The 22,745-nt window shown below is 68.9% G+C and carries 21 protein-coding genes and 1 pseudogene; 8 read left to right on the forward strand and 14 right to left on the reverse strand.

Annotated features, from left to right (window positions below; translation table 11 throughout):
* Positions 1 to 75 precede the first annotated feature (75 nt).
* Positions 76 to 1,005 carry an endo alpha-1,4 polygalactosaminidase gene (locus ACQEV2_RS09775; protein ID WP_433038688.1) on the reverse strand — a complete coding sequence of 310 codons (930 nt, stop codon included), beginning with the start codon at positions 1,003 to 1,005 and terminating at the stop codon, positions 76 to 78.
* A 237-nt stretch (positions 1,006 to 1,242) separates the two neighbouring features.
* Here ACQEV2_RS09775 and ACQEV2_RS09780 point away from each other — a divergent pair, with 237 nt between their 5' ends.
* On the forward strand, positions 1,243 to 2,070 hold the full coding sequence (locus tag ACQEV2_RS09780) for an AbfB domain-containing protein (RefSeq protein ID WP_433038691.1): 828 nt from the start codon (positions 1,243 to 1,245) through the stop codon (positions 2,068 to 2,070).
* Between the two features lie 61 nt (positions 2,071 to 2,131).
* Here the strand turns inward: ACQEV2_RS09780 and ACQEV2_RS09785 are convergent, their stop codons facing one another.
* From ACQEV2_RS09785 to ACQEV2_RS09820, 8 genes are all read right to left on the reverse strand, one after another.
* Positions 2,132 to 2,464 carry a metal-sulfur cluster assembly factor gene (locus tag ACQEV2_RS09785; RefSeq protein WP_208031583.1) on the reverse strand — a complete coding sequence of 111 codons (333 nt, stop codon included), beginning with the start codon at positions 2,462 to 2,464 and terminating at the stop codon, positions 2,132 to 2,134.
* Positions 2,461 to 2,928, reverse strand: coding sequence for a Fe-S cluster assembly sulfur transfer protein SufU (gene sufU / locus ACQEV2_RS09790; protein WP_433038693.1), 468 nt, complete (start codon positions 2,926 to 2,928; stop codon positions 2,461 to 2,463). Before sufU ends, ACQEV2_RS09785 begins: the two co-directional genes overlap by 4 nt.
* A 21-nt stretch (positions 2,929 to 2,949) precedes the next feature.
* Positions 2,950 to 4,206 carry a cysteine desulfurase gene (locus ACQEV2_RS09795; RefSeq protein WP_433038695.1) on the reverse strand — a complete coding sequence of 419 codons (1,257 nt, stop codon included), beginning with the start codon at positions 4,204 to 4,206 and terminating at the stop codon, positions 2,950 to 2,952.
* Positions 4,203 to 4,967: a Fe-S cluster assembly ATPase SufC gene (gene sufC, locus ACQEV2_RS09800; RefSeq protein WP_345009932.1), complete on the reverse strand. Its 765-nt coding sequence runs from the start codon at positions 4,965 to 4,967 to the stop codon at positions 4,203 to 4,205. Before sufC ends, ACQEV2_RS09795 begins: the two co-directional genes overlap by 4 nt.
* A 7-nt stretch (positions 4,968 to 4,974) precedes the next feature.
* On the reverse strand, positions 4,975 to 5,295 hold the full coding sequence (locus ACQEV2_RS09805) for a bifunctional 3-phenylpropionate/cinnamic acid dioxygenase ferredoxin subunit (RefSeq protein ID WP_053762338.1): 321 nt from the start codon (positions 5,293 to 5,295) through the stop codon (positions 4,975 to 4,977).
* Positions 5,292 to 6,476 carry a Fe-S cluster assembly protein SufD gene (gene sufD, locus ACQEV2_RS09810; protein WP_433038698.1) on the reverse strand — a complete coding sequence of 395 codons (1,185 nt, stop codon included), beginning with the start codon at positions 6,474 to 6,476 and terminating at the stop codon, positions 5,292 to 5,294. The genes ACQEV2_RS09805 and sufD overlap by 4 nt, the downstream gene beginning before the upstream one ends.
* A 62-nt stretch (positions 6,477 to 6,538) precedes the next feature.
* Positions 6,539 to 7,963: a Fe-S cluster assembly protein SufB gene (sufB, locus tag ACQEV2_RS09815; RefSeq protein WP_128437113.1), complete on the reverse strand. Its 1,425-nt coding sequence runs from the start codon at positions 7,961 to 7,963 to the stop codon at positions 6,539 to 6,541.
* Positions 7,960 to 8,712, reverse strand: coding sequence for a helix-turn-helix transcriptional regulator (locus ACQEV2_RS09820; RefSeq protein ID WP_433038700.1), 753 nt, complete (start codon positions 8,710 to 8,712; stop codon positions 7,960 to 7,962). The genes sufB and ACQEV2_RS09820 overlap by 4 nt, the downstream gene beginning before the upstream one ends.
* A gap of 161 nt (positions 8,713 to 8,873) precedes the next feature.
* On the opposite strand from ACQEV2_RS09820, the gene ACQEV2_RS09825 reads away from it, so the two are divergent.
* The 4 genes and pseudogenes from ACQEV2_RS09825 (at position 8,874) to ACQEV2_RS09840 (ending at position 12,481) form a co-directional block, all read left to right on the forward strand.
* The gene (locus ACQEV2_RS09825) at positions 8,874 to 9,671 is read left to right on the forward strand and encodes an aminoglycoside N(3)-acetyltransferase (protein ID WP_433038702.1); all 798 of its coding nucleotides are present in this window, start codon (positions 8,874 to 8,876) and stop codon (positions 9,669 to 9,671) included.
* Positions 9,672 to 9,716: 45 nt separating this feature from the next.
* On the forward strand, positions 9,717 to 10,640 hold the full coding sequence (locus ACQEV2_RS09830; protein ID WP_433038704.1) for an ABC transporter ATP-binding protein: 924 nt from the start codon (positions 9,717 to 9,719) through the stop codon (positions 10,638 to 10,640).
* Positions 10,637 to 11,412 (forward strand): annotated as a pseudogene (locus ACQEV2_RS09835) (ABC transporter permease). Before ACQEV2_RS09830 ends, ACQEV2_RS09835 begins: the two are co-directional and overlap by 4 nt.
* A 64-nt stretch (positions 11,413 to 11,476) precedes the next feature.
* Positions 11,477 to 12,481 carry a COX15/CtaA family protein gene (locus tag ACQEV2_RS09840; protein ID WP_433038706.1) on the forward strand — a complete coding sequence of 335 codons (1,005 nt, stop codon included), beginning with the start codon at positions 11,477 to 11,479 and terminating at the stop codon, positions 12,479 to 12,481.
* On the opposite strand, the gene ACQEV2_RS09845 is transcribed toward ACQEV2_RS09840, so the two are convergent.
* Entirely contained in the window at positions 12,458 to 13,111 is a 654-nt protein-coding gene (locus tag ACQEV2_RS09845; RefSeq protein ID WP_433038707.1) for a hypothetical protein, read from the reverse strand. The two genes, ACQEV2_RS09840 and ACQEV2_RS09845, sit on opposite strands and share 24 nt — an antisense overlap.
* Positions 13,112 to 13,120: 9 nt before the next feature.
* Positions 13,121 to 14,587, reverse strand: a complete 1,467-nt coding sequence (locus tag ACQEV2_RS09850; RefSeq protein WP_433038709.1) for an ROK family protein — start codon at positions 14,585 to 14,587, stop codon at positions 13,121 to 13,123.
* Between the two features lie 296 nt (positions 14,588 to 14,883).
* On the opposite strand from ACQEV2_RS09850, the gene ACQEV2_RS09855 reads away from it, so the two are divergent.
* Complete coding sequence (locus tag ACQEV2_RS09855; protein ID WP_433038711.1) at positions 14,884 to 16,416, forward strand: hypothetical protein; 1,533 nt, start codon at positions 14,884 to 14,886, stop codon at positions 16,414 to 16,416.
* A 91-nt stretch (positions 16,417 to 16,507) separates the two neighbouring features.
* Here the strand turns inward: ACQEV2_RS09855 and ACQEV2_RS09860 are convergent, their stop codons facing one another.
* From ACQEV2_RS09860 to ACQEV2_RS09870, 3 genes are all read right to left on the reverse strand, one after another.
* Positions 16,508 to 17,614: an amidohydrolase family protein gene (locus ACQEV2_RS09860; protein ID WP_433038713.1), complete on the reverse strand. Its 1,107-nt coding sequence runs from the start codon at positions 17,612 to 17,614 to the stop codon at positions 16,508 to 16,510.
* A gap of 191 nt (positions 17,615 to 17,805) precedes the next feature.
* Positions 17,806 to 18,096 (reverse strand): hypothetical protein, encoded by a 291-nt coding sequence (locus ACQEV2_RS09865; RefSeq protein WP_433038715.1) that lies wholly within the window; start codon positions 18,094 to 18,096, stop codon positions 17,806 to 17,808.
* 96 nt (positions 18,097 to 18,192) lie between these two features.
* A complete protein-coding gene (locus tag ACQEV2_RS09870; protein WP_433038717.1) occupies positions 18,193 to 19,161 on the reverse strand; it encodes a heme o synthase in 969 nt (322 codons plus the stop codon).
* A gap of 339 nt (positions 19,162 to 19,500) precedes the next feature.
* On the opposite strand from ACQEV2_RS09870, the gene tkt reads away from it, so the two are divergent.
* On the forward strand, positions 19,501 to 21,588 hold the full coding sequence (gene tkt / locus ACQEV2_RS09875) for a transketolase (protein WP_433038719.1): 2,088 nt from the start codon (positions 19,501 to 19,503) through the stop codon (positions 21,586 to 21,588).
* 34 nt (positions 21,589 to 21,622) lie between these two features.
* On the forward strand, positions 21,623 to 22,741 hold the full coding sequence (gene tal, locus ACQEV2_RS09880; protein WP_433038721.1) for a transaldolase: 1,119 nt from the start codon (positions 21,623 to 21,625) through the stop codon (positions 22,739 to 22,741).
* Positions 22,742 to 22,745: the final 4 nt, after the last annotated feature.

Genomic DNA, 22,745 nt, shown 5'->3' on the forward strand with positions numbered 1-22,745 from the left:
CACAACGTTGCGTACGGCCGTACACAACGACACCACACATCGGTGCGCTCGGAGCAATGTGGCCGCCGGACCGGATCAGCAGGTGCGGCGGCGATACCCGGCTTCCCCGGCCGGTACGACATCCAGATCCCGCAGAACCACCGACAGCCGGTCGCCCCACTCCGCGCACGCGGCGGCGAGGCCGTCCGACCGGTACTCGATGACGAAGACCCGGTCGTCATAGGCGTCCGCATAGGCGCCGCACTCGTCGTACTGTCCGCACTCCTCGGCGACCGCGAAGTCGAAGCCGAGGCCACGCCCTTGGCGCGCCAGTCCGGCGGCGTTCTTCTGGCCGATCGCCAGACCGGCGGCGTGGGCCCGGGCGGCGAGCAGCTTCCCGAAGGCCACGTTGTCCTCGGCGGTCAGCAGTCCGTCGGACCGCTCGTGCGAGTCGAGGTTGTCGGCCTCGACCGCCTGGAATCCGGCCGCGGCGCAGTCGTCGATCCACTTCCCCACGATCCCGGCAAGCCGTTTCCGCTTGGCGGCCGTCGAGATGTCCAGCAGGGCCTCGTCCCAGTCCCGGTCGACGACCGGCGTGCCGTCGGCGTCACGGAGCAGCAGGTCGGGGTGGTGGGCCTGCCACCAGCCGTCGGCGTCCGGCTGGGCCTGGAAGGCGTTGACGTAGCAGATGCTGTAGACCCCCGGCGCCGGTTTCGCGGTGCGGTCGCGGGAGACGGCGCGTACGCCGGCGGGCGGCCGGTAGGAACCGCCGATCTGGTAGTCGAAGCGGACCCCCGGCTCGGGCAGCACCACCTTCCCACCGCCGCCCGGTCCCGCGGTCGGCGAGGCGGTCGGGCGGCCCGACGCGTCGGCGTCATCCCCGCCGGACGCCGTGCATCCGCCCGCGGCCATGGCGAGCGCACCGCACAGGGCTGCGGCCGCCGACGCTCGACGGAGGGCACGGCGGACGCGGTGCACCATGATGCGGGACTCCTCCAGTACGTGATCTCCGATGCCGCCGCTCATGATGCCCCACCTCCGAATTCACACGCCGCTCAGCGCATTTGGTCGGGACCGATCAAGGGCGAACACGGGCCGTTCGCCGAACAACGCGCGCCTCAAAGAGCGCTGAGAACTCGATGTGGATACGGCTCTCGCAAAGGGCTGCTCCCGAGCCACAGGGTCCACTAGTGTTTCACCGTTCACATACCGGGCCTTCGCAGCCGCGGCCGTCTCCTCATGACGCCGCTGGAGGAACAGCGCATGCCAGAAAACAAGACCCGGCCGCCTCAGGATCAACCTTGGGAAAACGGCTGGGCCCCGGACACCTCCCGGACGCCGGGGACGCGCCGCCTCTGGCTGGCGGGCGGGATGGCGGTGGCAACGGTCGTCGCCTGCGTCACGGCAATCGCCGTATCGGACAGGGCACCTGACCATACGTCAGCCGCAGCTTCGTCCTCCGCCTCGGACACCACGACCCCTGGCCTGATCTCCTTCGCCACCCCGTCGCAGACGACTCCCGCGAAGGGCAAGAGCGGCCTGGCAACCCCACAGGCGGCGCCCCGGGCACCCGGCCAACAGCACGCCACCACACCCAAGCCCGCGCCGGAGCCGTCCAAGTCGCCTTCCAGCGGGACCGGTTCACCGACCACCGCGCCGAAACCCCCAGCCGGCACCTGGCGATCCGTCCGCTCGGTCAACTACCCCGACCGCTACTGGCATGTGAACAGCGGCTACGTGAAGCTGGACACCGTCGGGGGCTCGGAGAGCCGCGAGGACTCCACCTTCAAGCTGGTCAAGGGCCTGGCCGACGCCTCTTGCTACTCCTTCGCCACGGCCGACGGCACGTACCTCCGCCACCGCGACTTCGTCCTGCGCTCCGAGCGCAACGACGGCTCCGCCCTGTTCCGGCAGGACGCCACGTTCTGCCCCCGAGCGGCGGCGTACTCGGGCGCGGTCATGCTGGAGTCGGTCAACTACCCCGGCCGGTTCCTGCGCCACCAGAACTTCCAGCTGAAACTGGCCCCTTTCCAGAACAGCTCCCTCTACCTGTCGGACTCCGCGTTCCAGCTGGTGGCAGGGCTGGCCTGAGACGACAGACGGCGAGGTCCGTCCATCGGACCTCGCCGTCTGTTCGTGTGGTCTGCCGGCGTCAGACGTTGAACCCCAGCGCCCGAAGCTGCTCCCGGCCGTCGTCCGTGATCTTGTCCGGGCCCCACGGCGGCATCCACACCCAGTTGATGCGGAGCTCGTTGACGAGGCCGTCCGTGGCGGACTTGGCCTGATCCTCGATGACGTCCGTCAGCGGGCAGGCCGCCGACGTGAGGGTCATGTCGACCGTGGCCACGTTCGAGTCGTCGATGTGGATGCCGTAGATCAGGCCCAGGTTGACGACGTCGATGCCCAGCTCGGGGTCGACGACGTCCATCAGGGCCTCGCGGAGCTCCTCCTCCGAGGCCGGCTTCATCTCCACGGTGTCACTCATGCCGTCTTCCTTTCGGCGTCGGCTCCGCCCAGCGCCTGGGCCGTCGCGTCCTTCCACGCCATCCAGCTGAGGAGGGCGCACTTGACCCGGGCCGGGTACTTGGAGACACCGGCGAACGCGACCGCGTCCTCCAGGATCTCCTCCATCGCGTCGTCGGGCTCGATCCGGCCCTTCGACTGCATCAGCTCCAGGAAGGTCTCCTGGATCTTCTGCGCGTCGGACAGGTCCTTGCCGACGAGGAGCTCGTTCAGTACGGACGCGCTCGCCTGGCTGATGGAGCAGCCCTGGCCCTCGTACGAGACGTCCTCGATCTTCGTGCCGGCGTACTTCACGCGGAGGGTGATCTCGTCGCCGCACGTCGGGTTCACATGGTGCACCTCGGCGTCGCCATCCCGCAGACCACGCCCATGAGGGTTCTTGTAGTGGTCCAGGATGACTTCCTGGTACATCGAGTCCAGCTTCATGCGATCGCTCGTTCCGTCCCGTCAGCCGAAGAAGTTCCGTACATGCTCCAGGCCGTCGACCAGAGCGTCGATCTCGGCCGGCGTGGAGTACAGATAGAACGACGCTCGCGTGGTCGCAGGAATTCCGTACCGGAGGCAGACGGGCCGCGCGCAGTGGTGGCCGACGCGGACCGCGATGCCCTGCTCGTCGAGGACCTGGCCCACGTCGTGCGGGTGGATGTCGCCGAGGGTGAAGGAGATCGCGGCGCCGCGGTCCTCGGCCGTGGTGGGGCCGATGATCCTCAGGTCCGGAACCTCCGCGAACCGCTTCACCGCGTACTCGGTGAGCGCGTGCTCATGGGCGAGGATCTTGTCCATGCCGATCGAGTTGAGGTAGTCGATCGCCGCGCCGAGGCCGATCGCCTGGGAGATCGGGGGCGTGCCCGCCTCGAACTTGTGCGGGGCGGGAGCGTAGGTCGACGAGTGCATCGACACCGTCTCGATCATCTCGCCGCCGCCCAGGAACGGAGGCAGGTCCTCCAGCAGCTCCTGCCGGCCCCAGAGGACGCCGATGCCGGTCGGGCCGCACATCTTGTGGCCGGTGAAGGCCACGAAGTCGGCCTGCAGCGACTGCACGTCCAGCGGCATGTGGGGCGCCGCCTGCGAGGCGTCGATGCAGACCAGCGCGCCGACCTCCTGCGCGCGGCGCACTATCGCCTCGACCGGGTTGAGCGTGCCCAGGATGTTCGACACCAGCACGAAGGAGACGATCTTCGTCTTCTCCGTGATGATCTCGTCGATGTTGGACAGGTCGAGACGGCCGTCGTCCGTGAGACCGAACCACTTCAGCTTCGCGCCCGTGCGCTGCGCGAGCAGCTGCCACGGCACGATGTTGGAGTGGTGCTCCATCTCCGTGATGACGATCTCGGTGTTGGAGTCCACCCGGTAGGGCTCGTCGGCCCAGCCGAGCATGTTCGCCACGAGGTTGAGCGACTCGGAAGCGTTCTTGGTGAAGATCACCTCGTCACGGCTGGGCGCGTTGATGAACTCCGCGACCTTGTCACGCGCGCCCTCGTACAGCGCCGTGGCCTCCTCGGCGAGGACGTGCACGCCACGGTGGACGTTGGCGTTGTGCTGCTCGTAGTACTCGGAGAGCACGTCGAGCACCTGGCGCGGCGTCTGCGAGGTCGCCGCGTTGTCCAGGTACACGAGCTTCTTGCCGTCGTGGACGACGCGGTCCAGGATCGGGAAGTCCTTGCGCAGCGCCTCGGTGTCGAGGAGGCCCGGCAGCTGTGTCACGCGGATGCGCCACCCTTCGTGTATGCCTCGTAGCCCTCGTTCTCCAGCTTGTCGGCGAGCTCGGCGCCGCCGGACTCGACGATGCGGCCGCCGGAGAAGACGTGCACGTGGTCGGGCTTGATGTAGCGCAGGATGCGCGTGTAGTGCGTGATCAGCAGGGTGCCGACCTCGCCTGTCTCACGGACTCGGTTGACGCCCTCGGAGACGATGCGGAGCGCGTCGACGTCCAGACCGGAGTCCGTCTCGTCGAGGATCGCGACCTTCGGCTTGAGCAGCTCCAGCTGGAGGATCTCGTGGCGCTTCTTCTCACCGCCGGAGAAGCCCTCGTTGACGTTGCGCTCGGCGAAGGACGGGTCCATGTTGAGGCGCTCCATGGCCTCCTTGACCTCCTTCACCCAGGTGCGCAGCTTGGGGGCCTCGCCGCGGATGGCGGTGGCGGAGGTGCGCAGGAAGTTCGACACGGAGACACCCGGGACCTCGACCGGGTACTGCATCGCCAGGAACAGGCCCGCGCGGGCGCGCTCGTCGACGGACATCTCCAGGACGTCCTCGCCGTCGAGGGTGACGGTGCCGCCGGTGATCGTGTACTTCGGGTGACCCGCGAGGGAGTAGGCGAGGGTCGACTTGCCCGAGCCGTTGGGGCCCATGATGGCGTGCGTCTCGCCCTGCTTCACGGTGAGGTCGACGCCCTTGAGGATTTCCTTCGTGGCGTTGTCGGCCTCGACGGTGACGTGCAGGTCTCGGATTTCAAGCGTTGCCATGGGTGCCTCAGGACTCCTGGGTGAGGGAGACGAGAACGTCGTCCCCTTCGATCTTTACGGGGTATACGGGGACGGGGCGCGTCGCGGGGAGGCCGGACGGCTTGCCGGTGCGGAGGTCGAAGCTGGAGCCGTGCAGCCAGCACTCGATCTGGCAGTCCTCCACCTCGCCCTCGGACAGCGAGACGTTCGCGTGCGAGCAGATGTCGTGGATCGCGAAGACTTCGCCCTCGGTGTGCACGATGGACACCGGCGTGCCGTCGAGTTCCACCCGCTTCGGGGTGTCCTCCTCCAGCTCGCTCAGCGCACAGGCGCGTACGAAGGTGGTCATGCGACCGACGCCTCCAGCTCCTCTTCGATCTTCGTGATGAGGCGCTCCTCGATGTCCTCGACACCGATCTGCTGGACCAGCTCGGCGAAGAAGCCACGGACGACGAGACGGCGGGCCTCGTGCTCCGGGATGCCGCGGGCCATCAGGTAGAAGAGCTGCTCGTCGTCGAAGCGGCCGGTCGCGGAGGCGTGGCCGGCTCCGACGATCTCGCCGGTCTCGATCTCCAGGTTCGGCACGGAGTCGACCCGCGCGCCGTCCGTGAGGACGAGGTTGCGGTTCATCTCGTACGTGTCCGTGCCCTCGGCCTTGGCCTCGATCAGCACGTCGCCGATCCACACGGCGTGCGCGTCGTCGCCCTGGAGCGCGCCCTTGTAGGCGACGTTGGACTTGCAGTGCGGGGTGTTGTGGTCGACCAGGAGGCGGTGCTCCTGGTGCTGGCCCGCGTCGGTGAAGTAGAGGCCGAACAGCTCGGCCTCGCCACCGGTGCCGGCGTAGGCGACGCGCGGGTGGAGGCGCACGAGGTCGCCGCCGAAGGTGACCACGAACGACTTGAAGGTGGCGTCCCGGCCGATCAGCGCGTTGTGCTGGCCCACGTGCACGGCCTTGTCGTCCCAGTCCTGGACGGAGACGACGGTGAGCTTGGCGCCGTCGCCCAGGATGTAGTCGACGTTGGCGGCGAGCACCGCGTCACCGGTGTGGTCGATGACGACGACGGCCTCGGCGAAGGCTCCGAGCTCCACGACCTGGTGGCCGTAGGCGACCCCGCCCGTGCCGTGCACGGCGATACGGATCGGCTCGGTGAGGACCGTCTCCTTGGGGACGGTGACGACACCGGCCTTCTCGAAGGCGGAGTACGCCTGGGCGGCGACGCGGTCCACGGGCGTGCCCGCCCTGCCGAGGCGCGCGTCGTCGCGGCCGACGGTCTCGACGGTGACGCCCTCGGGGGCCTCGACGGTGACCTGCAGGCCGTCGCCGGTCGCCACCGCGGTGCCGTCGTGCAGCCCGCGCAGGCGCTCCAGCGGAGTGAACCGCCACTCCTCCTCGCGGCCGTGCGGGACCGGGAAGTCCGCCACGTCGAAGGACGGGGGCGCGCTCATGCGCGTGGCGACGGTCGACTCGGCGGCCACCGCGATCTGGCCCGCGGTGGTGGACCCCACGGGGATGTTCTGAGCCTCAGCCATGGCTGTCGGTCTGCTCTCTTTCCTACGTCAGATTTCGCTAGCTGCTTACCGAAAGACCGGTCCTAACCGACCGCGCCTTCCATCTGCAGCTCGATCAGCCGGTTGAGCTCAAGGGCGTACTCCATGGGCAGTTCCTTGGCGATCGGCTCGACGAAGCCGCGCACGATCATCGCCATCGCCTCGAACTCGCTCAGACCGCGGCTCATCAGGTAGAAGAGCTGGTCCTCGGAGACCTTGGAGACGGTCGCCTCGTGGCCCATGGACACGTCGTCCTCGCGGACGTCCACGTAGGGGTACGTGTCGGAGCGGGAGATGGTGTCGACGAGCAGCGCGTCGCACAGCACGTTGGACTTCGAGCCGTGGGCGCCCTCGCCGATCTCCACCAGACCACGGTAGGAGGTACGGCCGCCACCGCGGGCGACGGACTTCGACACGATGTTGGAGGACGTGTTCGGCGCCATGTGGACCATCTTGGAGCCGGCGTCCTGGTGCTGCCCCTCGCCCGCGAAGGCGATGGACAGGGTCTCGCCCTTGGCGTGCTCGCCCATCAGGTAGACGGCCGGGTACTTCATCGTCACCTTGGAGCCGATGTTGCCGTCGATCCACTCCATGGTCGCGCCCTCGTAGGCGACGGCGCGCTTGGTGACCAGGTTGTAGACGTTGTTCGACCAGTTCTGGATGGTCGTGTAACGGCAGCGGGCGTTCTTCTTGACGATGATCTCGACCACGGCGCTGTGCAGCGAGTCCGACTTGTAGATCGGGGCCGTACAACCCTCGACGTAGTGCACGTAGGCACCCTCGTCGACGATGATCAGGGTCCGCTCGAACTGGCCCATGTTCTCCGTGTTGATACGGAAGTAGGCCTGGAGCGGGATCTCCACGTGGACGCCCGGCGGGACGTAGATGAAGGAGCCGCCCGACCACACGGCGGTGTTCAGCGACGCGAACTTGTTGTCACCGACCGGGATGACCGTCCCGAAGTACTCCTTGAAGAGCTCCGGGTGCTCCTTCAGAGCGGTGTCGGTGTCGAGGAAGATGACGCCCTGCTCCTCCAGGTCCTCGCGGATCTGGTGGTAGACGACCTCCGACTCGTACTGGGCCGCGACACCGGCGACGAGGCGCTGCTTCTCCGCCTCGGGGATGCCGAGCTTGTCGTACGTGTTCTTGATGTCCTCGGGCAGGTCCTCCCAGGACTCCGCCTGCTTCTCCGTGGAGCGTACGAAGTACTTGATGTTGTCGAAGTCGATACCGGAAAGGTCCGAGCCCCAGTTCGGCATGGGCTTCTTGTCGAAAAGACGCAGACCCTTGAGACGGAGCTTGGTCATCCACTCCGGCTCGGACTTCTTCGCGGAGATGTCCTTGACGACATCCTCGCTCAGACCGCGCTTCGCAGAGGCGCCGGCTTCGTCGGAGTCGGCCCAGCCGTATTCGTACTTGCCCAGGCCCTCGAGCTCAGGGTGGGCAGTCTCCTCGATGGGGAGAGTCATGCGGGGTTCCTCCCGGCCGTGCTTGCAGATGCGTTATCGGTGGTGTGGGAAATCTTCGGGATGAACGTCGTGCAGACGCCGTCGCCGTGCGCGATGGTCGCCAGTCGCTGGACGTGCGTTCCGAGCAGCTCGGCGAAGATCTCCGTCTCCGCCTCGCACAGCTGGGGGAACTGCTCCGCGACATGGGCGACCGGGCAGTGGTGCTGGCAGAGCTGCTCGCCCTTTTGAGGGAGGGGTGCGCTGCGCGCCGTAGCAGCGTACCCGTCCACGCTCAAGGCCTTGGCCAGGGCTTCGGTGCGCTCATCCGGGCTGACGGCCTCGATCGCCTTGCGGTACGCGCTCGCCTGGGCGGCGATCCGGGCCCGGGCGAAGGCGGCGACCGCCTCGCTCCCGCCCTCGCGCTCGGCGATCCACTTCAGGGCGTCCGCGGCGAGCTTGTCGTACGACTGGTCGAAGGCGTCGCGTCCGCAGTCGGTGAGCGCGAAGACCTTGGCGGGACGGCCACGCGTGCGCGTGCCGTACACCCGCTGTTCCCGGGCCTCCACGACATCGTCCGCGACCAGCGCGTCCAGATGCCTGCGTACGGCTGCCTGGGTGAGTCCCAGCCGGCCGGCCAGCTCGGCGACGGTCGACGGCCCGTGGTCCAGGATGGATCGCGCGACCCGGTTGCGCGTGGAGCGCTCCCCGGTCGCGAGCTCCTCCTGAGGGGTTCCCATGGGGGTCTCCCGAGCCTCGCCGACGTTTTTCACAACGCCATTGTTGCGTAATTCCTCAAGACCGGGCAAGCCGCGTCCGGGCGCCTCGACGGTGCGCTGCGTCACTTAGGCATACCTAATCTGACCTGCGGAAATGATCTTTGATCGATCAAATCGCTGGCGTCGCGCGGCGCCCTCCGGGACACTTCCGAAGCATGTCGACACCCCCTCCGACCGGCCCTCTTGTCACTCGGAACACCCTCGCCGCACAGTTGCGCGAGCTCGGCGTCCGAAGCGGTGAGACGCTCCTCGTGCACTCCTCGCTGAGCTCCCTCGGCTGGGTCTGCGGAGGAGCCGTCGCAGTCGTCCAGGGACTGCTCGACGCGCTCGGCCAGGAGGGCACTCTGGTCGTCCCCACACAGTCGGGCGACCTCTCGGACCCGGCGGTGTGGAGCAACCCGCCGGTTCCCGAGGAGTGGTGGGACACGATCCGGGCCACGATGCCCGCGTACGACCCCCTGGTCACGCCCACGCGCGGGGTCGGCGTGATCCCGGAGACCGTACGGACATGGCCGGGTGCCCTGCGCAGTGCGCACCCTCAGACCTCGTTCGCCGCCGTCGGCCCGCGCGCCGCGGAGATCGTCGAGGGGCACGCCCCGGACTGCCGCCTCGGCGAGCGCAGCCCGCTCGCTCGGCTGGAGGCGCGCCACGCGCGCGTGCTGTTGCTCGGCGCCGGTTACGACGCGTGCACCAGCTTTCACCTGGCCGAGTACCGCATCCCGTCGCCGCTGGTGAAGGTGGGGCGGCCTGGGCCGACGGGCTGGGAGGTGGTGACCGAGGTGTCGATCACCTCGGACCGGTTCGACGAGCTGGGGTACGACTTCGAGCGGGACCGCCCCGTCGTACGCGGGAAGGTCGGGGCAGCCGACGCACGACTGTTCCCGCTGGCCGACGCGGTGGCGTACGCGGAGCAGTGGCTGGCCGTGCACCGGCCCCGTGAGGAGGAGATATGAACCCGCCCACCGCGGGCGCGGCGGCCGTACCTAGACTCTGGAGCCATGCGAACTGAGCCCGTGGTCCAGGTCCAGGCCCTGGTGAAGCGGTACGGCACGAAGACCGCGGTGAACGGCCTCGACCTGGTGGCCGAGGCGGGCGTGACCGCCGTGCTCGGACCCAACGGCGCGGGCAAGACCACGACGGTCGAGACCTGCGAGGGCTACCGGAAGCCGGACTCCGGCACGGTGCGCGTCCTGGGCCTCGACCCGGTGAGACAGTCCGGCGAGCTGCGGCCCCGCATCGGCGTGATGCTGCAGTCCGGCGGCGTCTACTCGGGCGCGCGGGCCGACGAGATGCTGCGCCATGTCGCCAAGCTGCACGCGCATCCGCTGGACGTGGACGCCCTCATCGAACGCCTCGGGCTCGGCAGCTGCGGCAGGACCACCTACCGCCGCCTCTCCGGCGGCCAGCAGCAGCGGCTCGCGCTCGCCATGGCCGTGGTCGGCCGCCCGGAGCTGGTGTTCCTGGACGAGCCGACCTCCGGGCTCGACCCGCAGGCCCGCAGGGCCACCTGGGACCTGATCCGGGACCTGCGCGCCGACGGCGTCTCCGTGATCCTCACGACCCACTACATGGACGAGGCCGAGCAGCTCGCCGACGACGTCGCGATCATCGACGCGGGCCGGGTCATCGCCCAGGGCTCCCCCGAGGAGCTGTGCCGCGGCGGCGCCGAGAACACCCTCCGCTTCACCGGCCGCCCCGGCCTGGACGTCGGGTCCCTGCTCAAGGCCCTGCCCGCCGACTGCTCGGCCGCGGAGCTGACGCCGGGCTCGTACCGTGTCGTCGGCAAGGTCGACCCCCAGCTGCTCGCGACGGTGACGTCGTGGTGCGCGCAGCACGGCGTGATGCCGGAGAAGATCTCGGTCGAACGGCACACCCTCGAGGACGTGTTTTTGGAGCTCACCGGCAAGGAGCTGCGTTCGTGACCACCGTCGGTACGGGTACGTACACCCCGAAGCCGGGCGCCGCCCCCTCCCCCGCATGATCGCGGCTCAGGCGGCACTCGAGACGAAGATGCTGCTGCGCAACGGCGAGCAGCTGCTGCTGACCGTGGTGATCCCCACGCTCCTGCTGGTCCTCTTCAGCTCGGTGGACATCGTCGACACCGGCGCGGGCAAGGCCGTCGACTTCCTCACCCCCGGCATCCTCGCGCTCGCCGTGATGTCGACGGCGTTCACGGGGCAGGCGATCGCCACGGGCTTCGAGCGCCGGTACGGCGTACTGAAGCGGCTGGCCTCCTCTCCGCTGCCCCGCTGGGCCCTGATGACGGCGAAGACGGCGTCGGTGCTGGTCACGGAGGTCCTCCAGATCGCGCTGCTGACGGTGATCGCCTTCGCGCTCGGCTGGTCCCCCCACGGAAACCCGGCTGCCGTCGTGCTCCTGCTGGTCCTCGGGACGGCCGCCTTCTCGGGTCTGGGCCTACTGATGGCCGGCACTCTCAAGGCCGAGGCCACCCTGGCCGCCGCCAACCTGGTCTTCCTGCTGCTGCTCGTCGGCGGCGGGGTGATCGTGCCGCTGGACAAGTTCCCGGCGGGCGCGCAGGACGTGCTGGGGCTGCTGCCGATCTCGGCGCTGTCGGACGGACTGCGCGACGTGCTCCAGCACGGCGCCGGGATGCCCTGGGGCGACCTGGGGATTCTCGCCGTGTGGGCGGTCGTGGGGCTGGCGGCGGCCGGGAAGTTCTTCCGCTGGGAGTAGGGCCCGTGCACCCGGTGCGGACCCTCGTGAAAGCGTGCACAAGCGGCCGCCTACGATAGAGCGCGTGCCAAACGTGACCCGCGCCGACGCCCTAGCGGCCGTGCGCAACCCCCTCGCCTTCATCGCCGCACGCTGGACCCCGACCCGGAGGACGGTCCAGCGGGCGGCTCTCGCCGCGCTCGTGATGTCGGTGGTCATCGTGGTCACCGGCGGTGCCGTACGGCTGACCGGTTCCGGGCTCGGCTGCCCGACCTGGCCCAAGTGCACGGACGACTCGCTGACCGCGACGCGTGAGATGGGCTTCCACGGTGCCATCGAGTTCGGCAACCGCATGCTCACCTACGTGCTGTGTGCCGCCGTCGGCTGGGCGATCATCGCGGCGCGCTCCGAGAAGCCGTACCGGCGCGGCCTGACCCGGCTCGGGTGGGCGCAGTTCTGGATCGTGATGAGCAACGCGGTGCTCGGCGGCATCGTCGTCCTGGTCGGCCTCAACCCGTACACGGTCGCTGCGCACTTCCTGCTCTCCTCCGCCCTGATCGCCGTCGCCACGGTGATGTGGCAGCGCACCCGGGAGGGCGACGCGGCACCGCGCCCCCTGGTCGGCAAGGCGGTACAGCAGCTGGTGTGGTTCCTGGTCGCGGCGTCCGTGCTGCTGATCGCGGTCGGCACGGTCGTCACCGGCGCGGGTCCGCACGCGGGCGACTCCAGCAAGGTCGAGCGGATGCCGCTGGACTGGGAGAACGTCACCAAGCTGCACGCCGTGCTGGCCTGGATCGTGGTCACGCTGACGTTCGCCCTGTGGTTCGTCCTCAAGGCGGTCGACGCCCCGAAGGGCCCCCTGAACCGCACCCGCGACCTCTTCCTGATCCTCCTCGCCCAGGGCGTCATCGGCTACGTCCAGTACTTCACGGACCTCCCGGAGCTCCTGGTCGGCCTGCACATGCTGGGCTCGGCCGTGGTGTGGATCGCGGTGCTGCGGCTGCTGCTGGCGCTGCGGGAACGGCCTGCACCGGACGTGGAGGTCCCGGGGCCGGCGCAGTCGGGGTCAGCGGTGGGAGCTGGGGTCTGAGGAACCGGGAGCCCCTCCCTCCGGGGCGGCTGAACCACTCGGAGCCGGGCTCTCGGGGGACGACGGCCTGGGCAGCCCTTCCCCGGGGCTGTCCTGCGGTGGTGCCAGCAGCGTGTTGAACACGGCGCGCAGCTTGTCCACGGTCTGCCGGGAGAACATCCCGACCAGCGCGGCCACCGCGGCCGTCCCATAGGGGTTGATGTCGCCGGACGAGGCGACGCTGGTCGTGAGCCCGCCGCGCAGAACGCAGTACGCGACGAGAGCCAAGGTCGCCCCGACGAACGGCTCGAGCAGGTACATCGTCAGCCAGCTGCGCCGCAGCCGCCGGTTGCCGACATACTCGTACGCCGAGCGCAGCACATGGATCAGGGCGCCCAGACCACCCGCCGCCACGACGACCAGGAAGAGCCGGGTGTCCAGCGACACGTCGGGCGTCCAGAACAGGATCTGTGTGCGGTCGGGCCCCGCCGTGCCGCCACCTGGTGCCGGGGGCGGTGGCCAGGACTGGACCAGCACCATGGCGAGCGTGACGGTGAGGACGAGCAGGACGGCGATGAGCAGGACGACATCCCGTGTCGTCGCGTACTCGGTGCCGGTGGTCATGCCCTGCGCCGTCCCCCGTTCCGCCATCGCAGGCTCCTAACGCCGGCCGAGCCTGTCCAGGGCGACCGCGGCCGCCGCCCGGGCACCGAGTTCGTCGTCGTAGGCCCTGGTCACCAGCTCGACGTCGCGCGCGGTGGAGAACGCATGCTCCGTGTACGTCCTGCGCACGGCCGCCATGAAGACCTGCGCGGCGGGGAACTCGTCCCGCCCCTCCGTCACCAGCGCCTCCGGGCCGTATACCACGACGCGTGCCGGGTTCGTGAGGTTGAGCAGATCGGCAATGCCGAGGCCAAGTGCCCGGCCGGCCATTCCCAGGGAATCGTCGACGCTCTTGCGTTCGCCTCCGAAGAGGGCCAGCGCCGCGCCGAGATCCGGTACTTCGTGCCCGGTCAGCTCATGGACGCGGCGGGCGATGGCACCGGTACCCGCGACGCTCTCCAGGCAGCCGATGTTGCCGCAACTGCACCGGTGTTCGCGATATCCGTCGACCACCACATGGCCGATCTCCCCCGCGGCCCCCGCCGCCCCGTGCAGGATCCGGCCACCGACCATCAGTCCGGCACCCACGCCCTGGTCGAGCAGGACCACGGCGAAGTCGCCGCTGTCGCCGGCGTCCCCCAGGTTCAGCGTCAGCTGGGCCAGGGCGTTGGCGTCGTTCTCCAGGACGGTCGGCAGACCGGTCGCCTCTTGGAGGGCGCCCGCCAGCGAGAGGCCCGACCAGTCCGCTCCCGCGTAGTTGGGCGCGTTGACGATGTCGCCACGGCCAGTCTCCACATGGCCGCCCAGTTCCACGCCCAGCCCTGTCCGCCCGGCCTTCGCGCCCTCGGCGGCGGGCGGCACCTTGTCGAGCAGGTCGTGCACGAAGTGGGCCAGGGCCTCGGTCAGCTCCTCCTGGCTGCTGCCGAGTCCCACCTCGACACCCATGCTGACCTGGACATCCCCGTTGGCGTCGGTGACCACGCCGGTCAGGGCGGAGGGGCGCACCTTCACACCCACGCAGTGGTCGAGCCTGTCCGGCTCCGCGGATATGAGCCCCGACTCCTCCAGGTACTGCGCGCCCCGTGGCGTGATGCCCCAGGAGTTGTGGCGCCACTGACGGCTCTTCCAGGCCACGCCCGCGGCGATCATCTTCCGGCCGATGCGACTGACTTCGGTGATGTCGACGTCCAGCAGTTCGGCCAGCTGTTCGTTGCTCAGGCCGGGTTGCTGGGTGATGGCCACCAGGAAACGGGCGGCGTGCCCCTGCGGATCGAGGCTCAGCTGAAGTCCCGAGGGCAGCCTGCGCAGCGCCCAGGTCGTCATGTCGATCAGCCCGAGCAGATGTCCGCGCAGCTCGGCGTGCGCGTCCTGGTCGCGGTCGGCGCGGACATGATGCCCGTACAGCCTCCGCAGCCCGTCGTGGGCGGCCCGTATCGCCGGTTCGTCGGCGGTCAGCGACGCGTCGGTGACGAGCATGGCCAGCGAGCTGAATATCGCGGGCGGAATTTGCTGTTCCGCCGTCATTTCCTCCAGCACGGCCTGCACTGCGGTTAACCGGTCACGCCTGGGTCCCTTTGACTCACTCATGTCACCCTCTCTTTCCTGGCCCTTGGTCATGGGGGTGCCATCCCACCATGGGGGCATGTCAAGTGACTGTCAAGTGATAATCCATGATCCGTACGACGGCTTTACGAAGAGACCTCCCAAGTCTCAGTCGATCACCTGAATCGTTTTCGTTGCCTGTTTTTCGACAATTCCAATACGCATATGCGTGACACGCCGTTAATATCCGGGCTACGCACTCACGCACCGGGGGGACGATGAACAGCAAAGAGCCGCGTGACCCTGCCCGCTCGCCCGACGAGATCGATTTACCGGCGGATCCGGCCGATCTCTTCGTCCTGCTCTACGACACGCTTCCGACCCAGTACTTCAGCAACCACACGGCGAGGAAGTGGTTCAAGGACCAGAAGGTGAGGAAGCGGGCGGAGCTGGTGTGCGAAGACGTGCTGAGTGACGGGTTCGCGAGCGTCCCGCTGATCCGCGACATCATCGCCGAACACGGCGACGAGGGCGTCTTCTCCGTGCTCATGGGCCTCGACCGCTCCTTCGAGGTCGCCGGCCTCTACGCCGGCGAGACGGCGACGCCGGCGATGGCGGACATCGGCTGGCGCTATTTGTCGACCAGCAGCCTCAACACCAACACAAAGCACGCGGGACTGCTGCTGCCCCGCTACACCCGCCCGAGCCGGGTGGTCGCCGCATGGACCAGGAAGGCCGATTTCTTCTCCGTACACCGGGTGACTCCCGCGGACTGTGAAGGAATCTGGCACGGCGGGATCTTGGAGAATGAACCAGGATTCCCGGGGAAAGCGATTGCCGTAGGATCGGCGCCCTTATTGGAAAGGCACACCGATCTGAAGTTCGAATTCCCGGAGGATGCGGATATCGGTCTCTACCGGATCTCGCCCGCCGACGACGAACTGCTCCCGCGGATCGACGTCGTGCTCCGCAACCTGGAGGCTTCGGGAGCCGAGATAGGTGTGCTGCCCGAGTACACCATGTCCGAGGACCTGATCAAACACTGGGACACGCTGCTGCACAATGACCCCGCCCCGAACAGCAAGCTGCAGTGGATCCTCATCGGCACGGGTCCGGTCGCCGCCGGTCCGGTGGGCTCCGGCCCGCTCGGCACCGGCCCGCTCGGCTGCTCCGATCCGCCGCCGAACCGGGCCATGATGGTCGATCGTCAGACCGCCCGGGTCCTGTGGTGGCAGGATAAGATGGCCGGCTTCACGCTGGGCGAGGGACAGGCGGCCGAGTGGCAGCTGCCGGGCCGGCCCAAGCACGAACCGGCCGCCGAGGACATCACCCACGGCGAGAAGGTGGCCGTACTGGAGACGGCGCTGGGACGCGTCGCCATCCTCATCTGCGAGGACATCAAGCAGTCGGCCACCTGGCTGGGCAAGTGCCAGGCTTTCGGCGTCTCCCACATCTTCGTCCCGCTGTTCGCCTCCCCGATCAGCAAGCAGCAAAGGCGCTGGGAGCGCGACGCGGCCGAACACTGCGTCGAGCAGTTGGGCACCTGGGTCGTCCTCGCCAACAGCCTGGCTGTCGGAAAGGAGATGCGGATCACTCCGCCCCTCGATCCAGAGGACTGCTTCAACTGCGCCGTCGTCGGTCCGGCGCCTGCCCCGCCGACGAAGTACACCAAGTACCCCACGCAGTTCTGCCGCTCGTCGAGCGGCACGGACCTCGCCCGGGTCGTCTGCGACGAGGACGGCAGGCCGCCCGAGGCCACGCCGGGCGCCCTGCCGCCACTGCCCGTCATATGGGCCGGTCGACCGGAGTGAGAGTCATGAGGCGGTACGGGCACATCCCGTATCGCCTCCGTCGTCGGCGTCGGCGTCGGCGTCGGCGTCGGCGTCCGGGGCGGCGTACGCCTCACTCCAGCCCGTACACCCGCCGGGCGTTGCCCGCCGCCACCATCCCCGCCACCCGCTGCGCATCCGCCGGCGACCACGCCCCCTCGGCGACCCAGCCGCCGAGCACCCTGGCGAGGGCCTCGCGGAAGAGCCCCGCGCCCACCACGTGCAGTTCGGGCAGGCCCTGTGCCCCGCTGGAGAAGAGGATCTTGCCGAAGGGGGCCAGTTCCAGGATCTCCGCGAGGATCGTGGCTGCGCGGGCGCCCGTGCGGATGAGGGCGGCGCCCGAGTCCGCGTAGACGTGCGGGAAGACGCCCGCCAGGTGGGCGGCGTGGCGGTGGTACGGGTAGCCGTGCAGCAGGATCAGGTCGGTGCCGAGGCCGGCCGTGGCGCGGACGAAGTCCGTGAGCAGCACCGGGTCCGTACGGTCGATGCGCACGCCCGGCTCCCCCAGCCCCGCATGCAGCTGCAGCGGCAGCCCCGACGCCACCGCGATCCACAGCAGGTGCCGTAGCAGGACCGGGTCGGTCAGCTCCCCTCCCACCCTGCGCCCCGCGAGCCAGCGGCCCGCCGCGCCCCGTACCTCTCCCGGCCCCGGGGGCTCCGGCGCGAGTGCGAGTCCGTGCCGTACGCCCGCGACCGACGTGAAGGCCACCGCGTTCGCCGCCGCGCCGTGCACCGACTCGGCGAGGTTGGCGAGGAAGGACTCGACGGTGCCGGAGGTGTCGGCGACCTGCTCTGCGAGCAGCTCGAGCCGCACGATCTCGTGGGCGTCGGCCTCGCCCGTGGAGGCCATCTCGGAAGGGCTGGTCAGGTCGCCGGGTACGCCGGTGTCGATCAGGTACGTCGTGATGCCGCTGCCGCGCAGCAGTCTGCGGCCCGCTTCCAGCACGCCCAGCTCACGACGGCGGGCGAGATAGCGGGCGGGCGGGCAGTGCGGTTCCAGGCCGAGTAACGGGGGACACCAGCGCCGTACGGCGAAGCCCGTCTGCGTGTCGAAGAGGGTGGTGCCCGGAGCGGGCGGGCCCTCCGTGCGGGCCAGCTGGGCCTCGAAGGTGCCGAGGCCCAGTTCCGTGCGCAGTACGCCGTGGCAGTACTGGTCCACGAGGGATGGCGTGTCGATCATCCGGTTCTCCCCGTGGTGGACGCCAGGCGCTGCGCTTGCTCTACAGGTCCTAACGGGTGAACCGGCAACTTGGTGTTGCGGAAGGGGGAGGGTGGCTCAGTTTGTTCGGCGGGTGCGGGTTGGTGGCGCTTGTCGCGCCCACGCGGCGGAGCCGCAAATCGACACAGCCCCGCGCCCCTTCAGGGCGCTGCTCAGCCGCCGATCTGGATGCCCGCCATCCGCTTCCACTCGTACTTGCCCGTCGTCACCTTTGCCGCGAACTCGCCGTCGAAGGACTCGTGGCGGGTGATACCGGCCTTCTCCACCGCCTGCTCGGCGATCTCGTACGACGGGGCCACCAGGTCTCCCCAGCCCCCGTCCTCGCCGACGAGCACGATGCGGGCGCCGCGCTGTCCGATGTAGGCGACCTGGGCCTCGGCGCCGCCGTGGGACTTCGCGAAGGTGTTGATCTGCTTGGCCAGCTTGGCCACCTTGTCTGCCATGGCCAGGATGCTACCGACGAGTAGATCGAATGGCGACGGGAGGGGTGCGTGACCCGTGCCTCACAGCCTCTACCGCAGGAACGTGCCGCACAGCCTCTAGCGCAGGAAGGGGTCCACCGCGACCGCCACGAACAGCAGCGACACATACGTGATCGACCAGTGGAACAGGCGCATCTCCTTCAGCTTCGCGCCCGTCACCTCCGCCTTCGCGCGGTTCTGCAGCGCGTGCGCCTCCCACAGCCACCAGCCGCCCGCGCCCAGCGCGACCGCGGTGTAGAACCAGCCCGTGTAGCCGAGCGGCGTGAGCAGGAGCGACACCGCCACCATTACCCAGCTGTAGATCACGATCTGCTTGGCGACGACCTTGTTGGAGGCGATCACCGGGAGCATCGGCACGCCCACGCGCGCGTAGTCCTCCTTCACCTTCATGGAGAGCGGCCAGTAGTGCGGCGGCGTCCAGAAGAAGATGACCATGAAGAGGATGAGCGGCGCCCAGGTGAGGGAGTTCGTCACGGCCGTCCAGCCGATCAGGACCGGCATGCAGCCCGCGATGCCGCCCCACACGATGTTCTGCGACGTTCGGCGCTTGAGGATCATCGTGTAGACGACGACGTAGAAGAGGAGCGCGCCGAGGGAGAGCCAGGCCGACAGCCAGTTGACGGTGAGGCCGAAGAGAAGGGTCGAGACGACCGCCAGGGTGATGCCGAAGGCCAGGCACTCGCGCGGGCTGACCATGCCGGTGACCAGCGGACGCTGCGACGTCCGGTCCATGAGCGCGTCGATGTCCCGGTCGATGTACATGTTCAGCGCGTTGGCGCCACCGGCCGAGAGGTAGCCGCCGATGCAGGTCAGGAGCACCAGACCGAGGTCGGGCACGCCCTGCTCGGCGAGGAACATCACCGGAACGGTGGTGATGAGCAGCAGCTCGATGATCCGCGGCTTGGTCAGCGCCACGAACGCCTTGACCCGGGCCCCGATCGGCCGCCGGCTCGGGCTCTGGCTCGTCCCGATAATCCCCGCTGGACGGGATTCAACGGCCGTCACGCACACCCCTGACAGAGACATCCCAGCAAGCCTCCCCGTGTGAAGTCCCGGTAAAGGCTCGCGCGTACCACGCCACTGTAGACGTTGCCCAGACCCGGACATTCGCGGGGGTCGGGTCGTGTTGGAAGCCACCCCCGGAAGAGCCGACCGGCACTCGGTTGAGCACTCGGACGAGCGCCTGCGTATTCAGTTGCCGAATGCGATCCAGCCCAGTGGGGAGGCGGATCCCCGAGAGTCCCGGCAGTCTGGAATGACTCGAAAAGACGCACGTACTTACGGGGGTAGGCTCGACCACGGCCGGGGCGCCCCGTGCACCGGCATTCGACATGCGTGACATGTGGAGAGGAGCCCTGACCCAGGGTGAGCACCAAGCCGACCACCACAGACCTCGAGTGGACCGAGTTGGACCAGCGGGCCGTCGACACCGCCCGCGTCCTGGCCGCCGATGCCGTACAGAAGGTCGGCAACGGCCATCCGGGTACGGCGATGAGCCTGGCGCCTGCCGCCTACACCCTCTTCCAGAAGGTGATGCGGCACGACCCGGCGGACGCCGACTGGGTCGGGCGCGACCGCTTCGTGCTGTCCGCCGGCCACTCGTCCCTGACCCTCTACACCCAGCTGTACCTGGCCGGCTTCGGCCTGGAGCTGGACGACCTGAAGGCGTTCCGGACGTGGGGCTCGAAGACCCCCGGTCACCCGGAGTACGGCCACACCGTGGGCGTGGAGACGACGACCGGTCCGCTGGGGCAGGGTGTCGCCAACGCCGTCGGCATGGCGATGGCCGCCCGCTACGAGCGCGGTCTTTTCGACCCGGAGGCCCCCGAGGGCACCTCCCCCTTCGACCACTACATCTACTGCATCGCCGGTGACGGCTGCCTCCAGGAGGGCATCTCCGCCGAGGCCTCCTCGCTGGCCGGCCACCAGAAGCTCGGCAACCTGATCCTGCTGTGGGACGACAACCACATCTCGATCGAGGGCGACACCGAGACGGCCGTCTCCGAGGACACGGCCGCGCGGTACGAGGCGTACGGCTGGCATGTGCAGCGCGTCGAGCCGCAGGCCAACGGCGACCTCGACCCGGCCGCCATCTACGCCGCGATCCAGAAGGCCAAGGCGGTCACGGACAAGCCCTCCTTCATCGCGATGCGCTCGATCATCGCCTGGCCCGCCCCGAACGCGCAGAACACCGAGGCCGCCCACGGCTCGGCGCTCGGTGACGAGGAGGTCGCGGCCACCAAGCGCGTCCTCGGCTTCGACCCGGAGCAGTCCTTCGAGGTCTCCGACGAGGTCATCACCCACACCCGCAAGGCGCTGGAGCGCGGCCGTCAGGCCAAGGCCGAGTGGGAGAAGCAGCTTCAAGAGTGGCGCAACAACAACCCGGAGCGCGCCGCCGAGTTCGACCGCATCAGCAAGGGCGAGCTGCCCACCGGCTGGGAGGAGAAGATCCCGGTCTTCGAGCCCGGCAAGGGTGTCGCGACGCGTGCCGCGTCCGGCAAGATCCTCCAGGCGCTGGGGGCCGTGATCCCCGAGCTGTGGGGCGGTTCGGCCGACCTGGCCGGCTCCAACAACACGACGATCGACAAGACCAGCTCCTTCCTCCCCGCGGACAACCCGCTCCCGGAGGCGCAGCCGTACGGCCGTACGATCCACTTCGGTATCCGCGAGCACTCCATGGCCGCGGAGATGAACGGCATCGCGCTGCACGGCAACACCCGTATCTACGGCGGCACCTTCCTGGTGTTCTCCGACTACATGCGCAACGCCGTGCGTCTGTCGGCGCTGATGCACCTGCCGGTGACGTACGTGTGGACGCACGACTCCATCGGCCTCGGTGAGGACGGCCCGACGCACCAGCCGATCGAGCACCTGGCCTCGCTGCGTGCGATCCCGGGCCTGAACATCGTCCGCCCGGCCGACGCCAACGAGACCGCGATCGCCTGGCGCGAGATCCTCAAGCGCTGGACCAAGGAGTTCGGCAAGGGTGCCCCGCACGGGCTCGCGCTGACCCGGCAGGGTGTGCCGACCTACGAGGCCAACGAGGACGCCGCGCGCGGTGGTTACGTGATGTTCGAGGCCGACGGTGGCGAGCCGCAGGTCATCCTCATCGCGACCGGTTCCGAGGTGCATGTGGCCGTCGAGGCACGCGAGCAGCTGCAGGCCGACGGGGTGCCGACGCGAGTCGTGTCCATGCCGTCCGTGGAGTGGTTCGAGGAGCAGGACCAGGGGTACCGGGACAGCGTCCTTCCGCCGGCCGTCAAGGCGCGTGTCGCGGTGGAGGCCGGAGTGGGTCTCACCTGGCACAAGTACGTCGGGGACGCGGGTCGCATCGTTTCCCTGGAGCACTTCGGTGCGTCGGCCGACGGCAAGGTCCTTTTCCGGGAGTACGGCTTCACTGCCGAGAACGTGGCTGCCGTCGCGCGGGAATCCCTCGCCGCGGCCCAGCGCTGACGCTCATATACGAGACGTAGGAGTTTGATTTTCCATGACAGACGCACTGAAGCGCCTCTCCGAGGAAGGCGTCGCGATCTGGCTGGACGACCTGTCGCGCCAGCGCATCACGTCCGGCAACCTCTCCGAGCTGATCGACCAGCAGCACGTCGTCGGTGTCACCACCAACCCGACGATCTTCCAGAAGGCGATCAGCAGCGGTGACGGCTACGACCAGCAGCTCGCCGACCTCGCCGCCCGCAAGGTGACGGTCGAAGAGGCGATCCGCATGATCACCACGGCGGACGTCCGGGACGCCGCCGACATCCTGCGCCCGGTCTTCGACGCCACCGGCGGCCAGGACGGCCGGGTCTCCATCGAGGTCGACCCGCGCCTCGCGCACAACACCCGCGCGACCGTCGCCGAGGCCCGGCAGCTGGCCTGGCTGGTGGACCGTCCGAACACCCTGATCAAGATCCCGGCGACCAAGGCGGGCCTGCCGGCGATCACCGAGACGATCGGCAACGGCATCAGCGTCAACGTCACGCTGATCTTCTCGCTGGACCGCTACCGCGAGGTCATGGACGCCTACCTGGCCGGCCTGGAGAAGGCCAAGGCCAAGGGCCTGGACGTGTCCAAGATCCACTCGGTGGCCTCCTTCTTCGTGTCCCGTGTGGACACCGAGATCGACAAGCGCATCGACGCGCTGGGCACCGACGAGGCCAAGGCCGCGCGCGGCAAGGCGGGCGTGGCCAACGCGCGCCTCGCCTACCAGGCGTACGAGGAGGTCTTCTCGTCCGACCGCTGGAGCGCGCTGGAGAACGCGGGCGCCAACAAGCAGCGTCCGCTGTGGGCCTCGACCGGCGTGAAGGACCCGGCGTACAAGCCGACCCTGTACGTCGACGAGCTGGTGGCGCCGAACACGGTCAACACCATGCCCGAGGCCACCCTTCAGGCCACGGAGGAGAAGGGCGAGATCACCGGCAACACCATCGCCGGCACCTACGAGCAGGCCCGCGCCGAGCTGGACGCCGTCGAGAAGCTCGGCATCTCCTACGACGACGTGGTCCAGCTGCTGGAGGACGAGGGCGTCGAGAAGTTCGAGGCGTCCTGGAACGACCTGCTGAAGTCGACCGAGGCCGTGCTCGAGCGCCTCGCCCCCTCGGAGGGCTGATCCC

Source organism: Streptomyces sp. CA-251387, assembly GCF_050936625.1.
Classification (GTDB): Bacteria; Actinomycetota; Actinomycetes; order Streptomycetales; family Streptomycetaceae; genus Streptomyces.

Coding starts and splice junctions, on each gene's coding strand:
- ACQEV2_RS09780 (WP_433038691.1), top strand. CDS start 1,243: ATGCCAGAAAACAAGACCCGGCCGCCTCAGGATCAACCTTGGGAAAAC.
- sufC (WP_345009932.1), bottom strand. CDS start 4,967: ATGGCAACGCTTGAAATCCGAGACCTGCACGTCACCGTCGAGGCCGAC.
- ACQEV2_RS09865 (WP_433038715.1), bottom strand. CDS start 18,096: ATGGCAGACAAGGTGGCCAAGCTGGCCAAGCAGATCAACACCTTCGCG.
- ACQEV2_RS09825 (WP_433038702.1), top strand. CDS start 8,874: ATGTCGACACCCCCTCCGACCGGCCCTCTTGTCACTCGGAACACCCTC.
- ACQEV2_RS09785 (WP_208031583.1), bottom strand. CDS start 2,464: ATGAGTGACACCGTGGAGATGAAGCCGGCCTCGGAGGAGGAGCTCCGC.
- tal (WP_433038721.1), top strand. CDS start 21,623: ATGACAGACGCACTGAAGCGCCTCTCCGAGGAAGGCGTCGCGATCTGG.
- ACQEV2_RS09845 (WP_433038707.1), bottom strand. CDS start 13,111: ATGGCGGAACGGGGGACGGCGCAGGGCATGACCACCGGCACCGAGTAC.
- ACQEV2_RS09850 (WP_433038709.1), bottom strand. CDS start 14,587: ATGACGGCGGAACAGCAAATTCCGCCCGCGATATTCAGCTCGCTGGCC.
- ACQEV2_RS09870 (WP_433038717.1), bottom strand. CDS start 19,161: ATGTCTCTGTCAGGGGTGTGCGTGACGGCCGTTGAATCCCGTCCAGCG.
- ACQEV2_RS09805 (WP_053762338.1), bottom strand. CDS start 5,295: ATGACCACCTTCGTACGCGCCTGTGCGCTGAGCGAGCTGGAGGAGGAC.
- ACQEV2_RS09855 (WP_433038711.1), top strand. CDS start 14,884: ATGAACAGCAAAGAGCCGCGTGACCCTGCCCGCTCGCCCGACGAGATC.
- sufB (WP_128437113.1), bottom strand. CDS start 7,963: ATGACTCTCCCCATCGAGGAGACTGCCCACCCTGAGCTCGAGGGCCTG.
- ACQEV2_RS09860 (WP_433038713.1), bottom strand. CDS start 17,614: ATGATCGACACGCCATCCCTCGTGGACCAGTACTGCCACGGCGTACTG.
- sufU (WP_433038693.1), bottom strand. CDS start 2,928: ATGAAGCTGGACTCGATGTACCAGGAAGTCATCCTGGACCACTACAAG.
- sufD (WP_433038698.1), bottom strand. CDS start 6,476: ATGGCTGAGGCTCAGAACATCCCCGTGGGGTCCACCACCGCGGGCCAG.
- ACQEV2_RS09775 (WP_433038688.1), bottom strand. CDS start 1,005: ATGAGCGGCGGCATCGGAGATCACGTACTGGAGGAGTCCCGCATCATG.
- ACQEV2_RS09830 (WP_433038704.1), top strand. CDS start 9,717: ATGCGAACTGAGCCCGTGGTCCAGGTCCAGGCCCTGGTGAAGCGGTAC.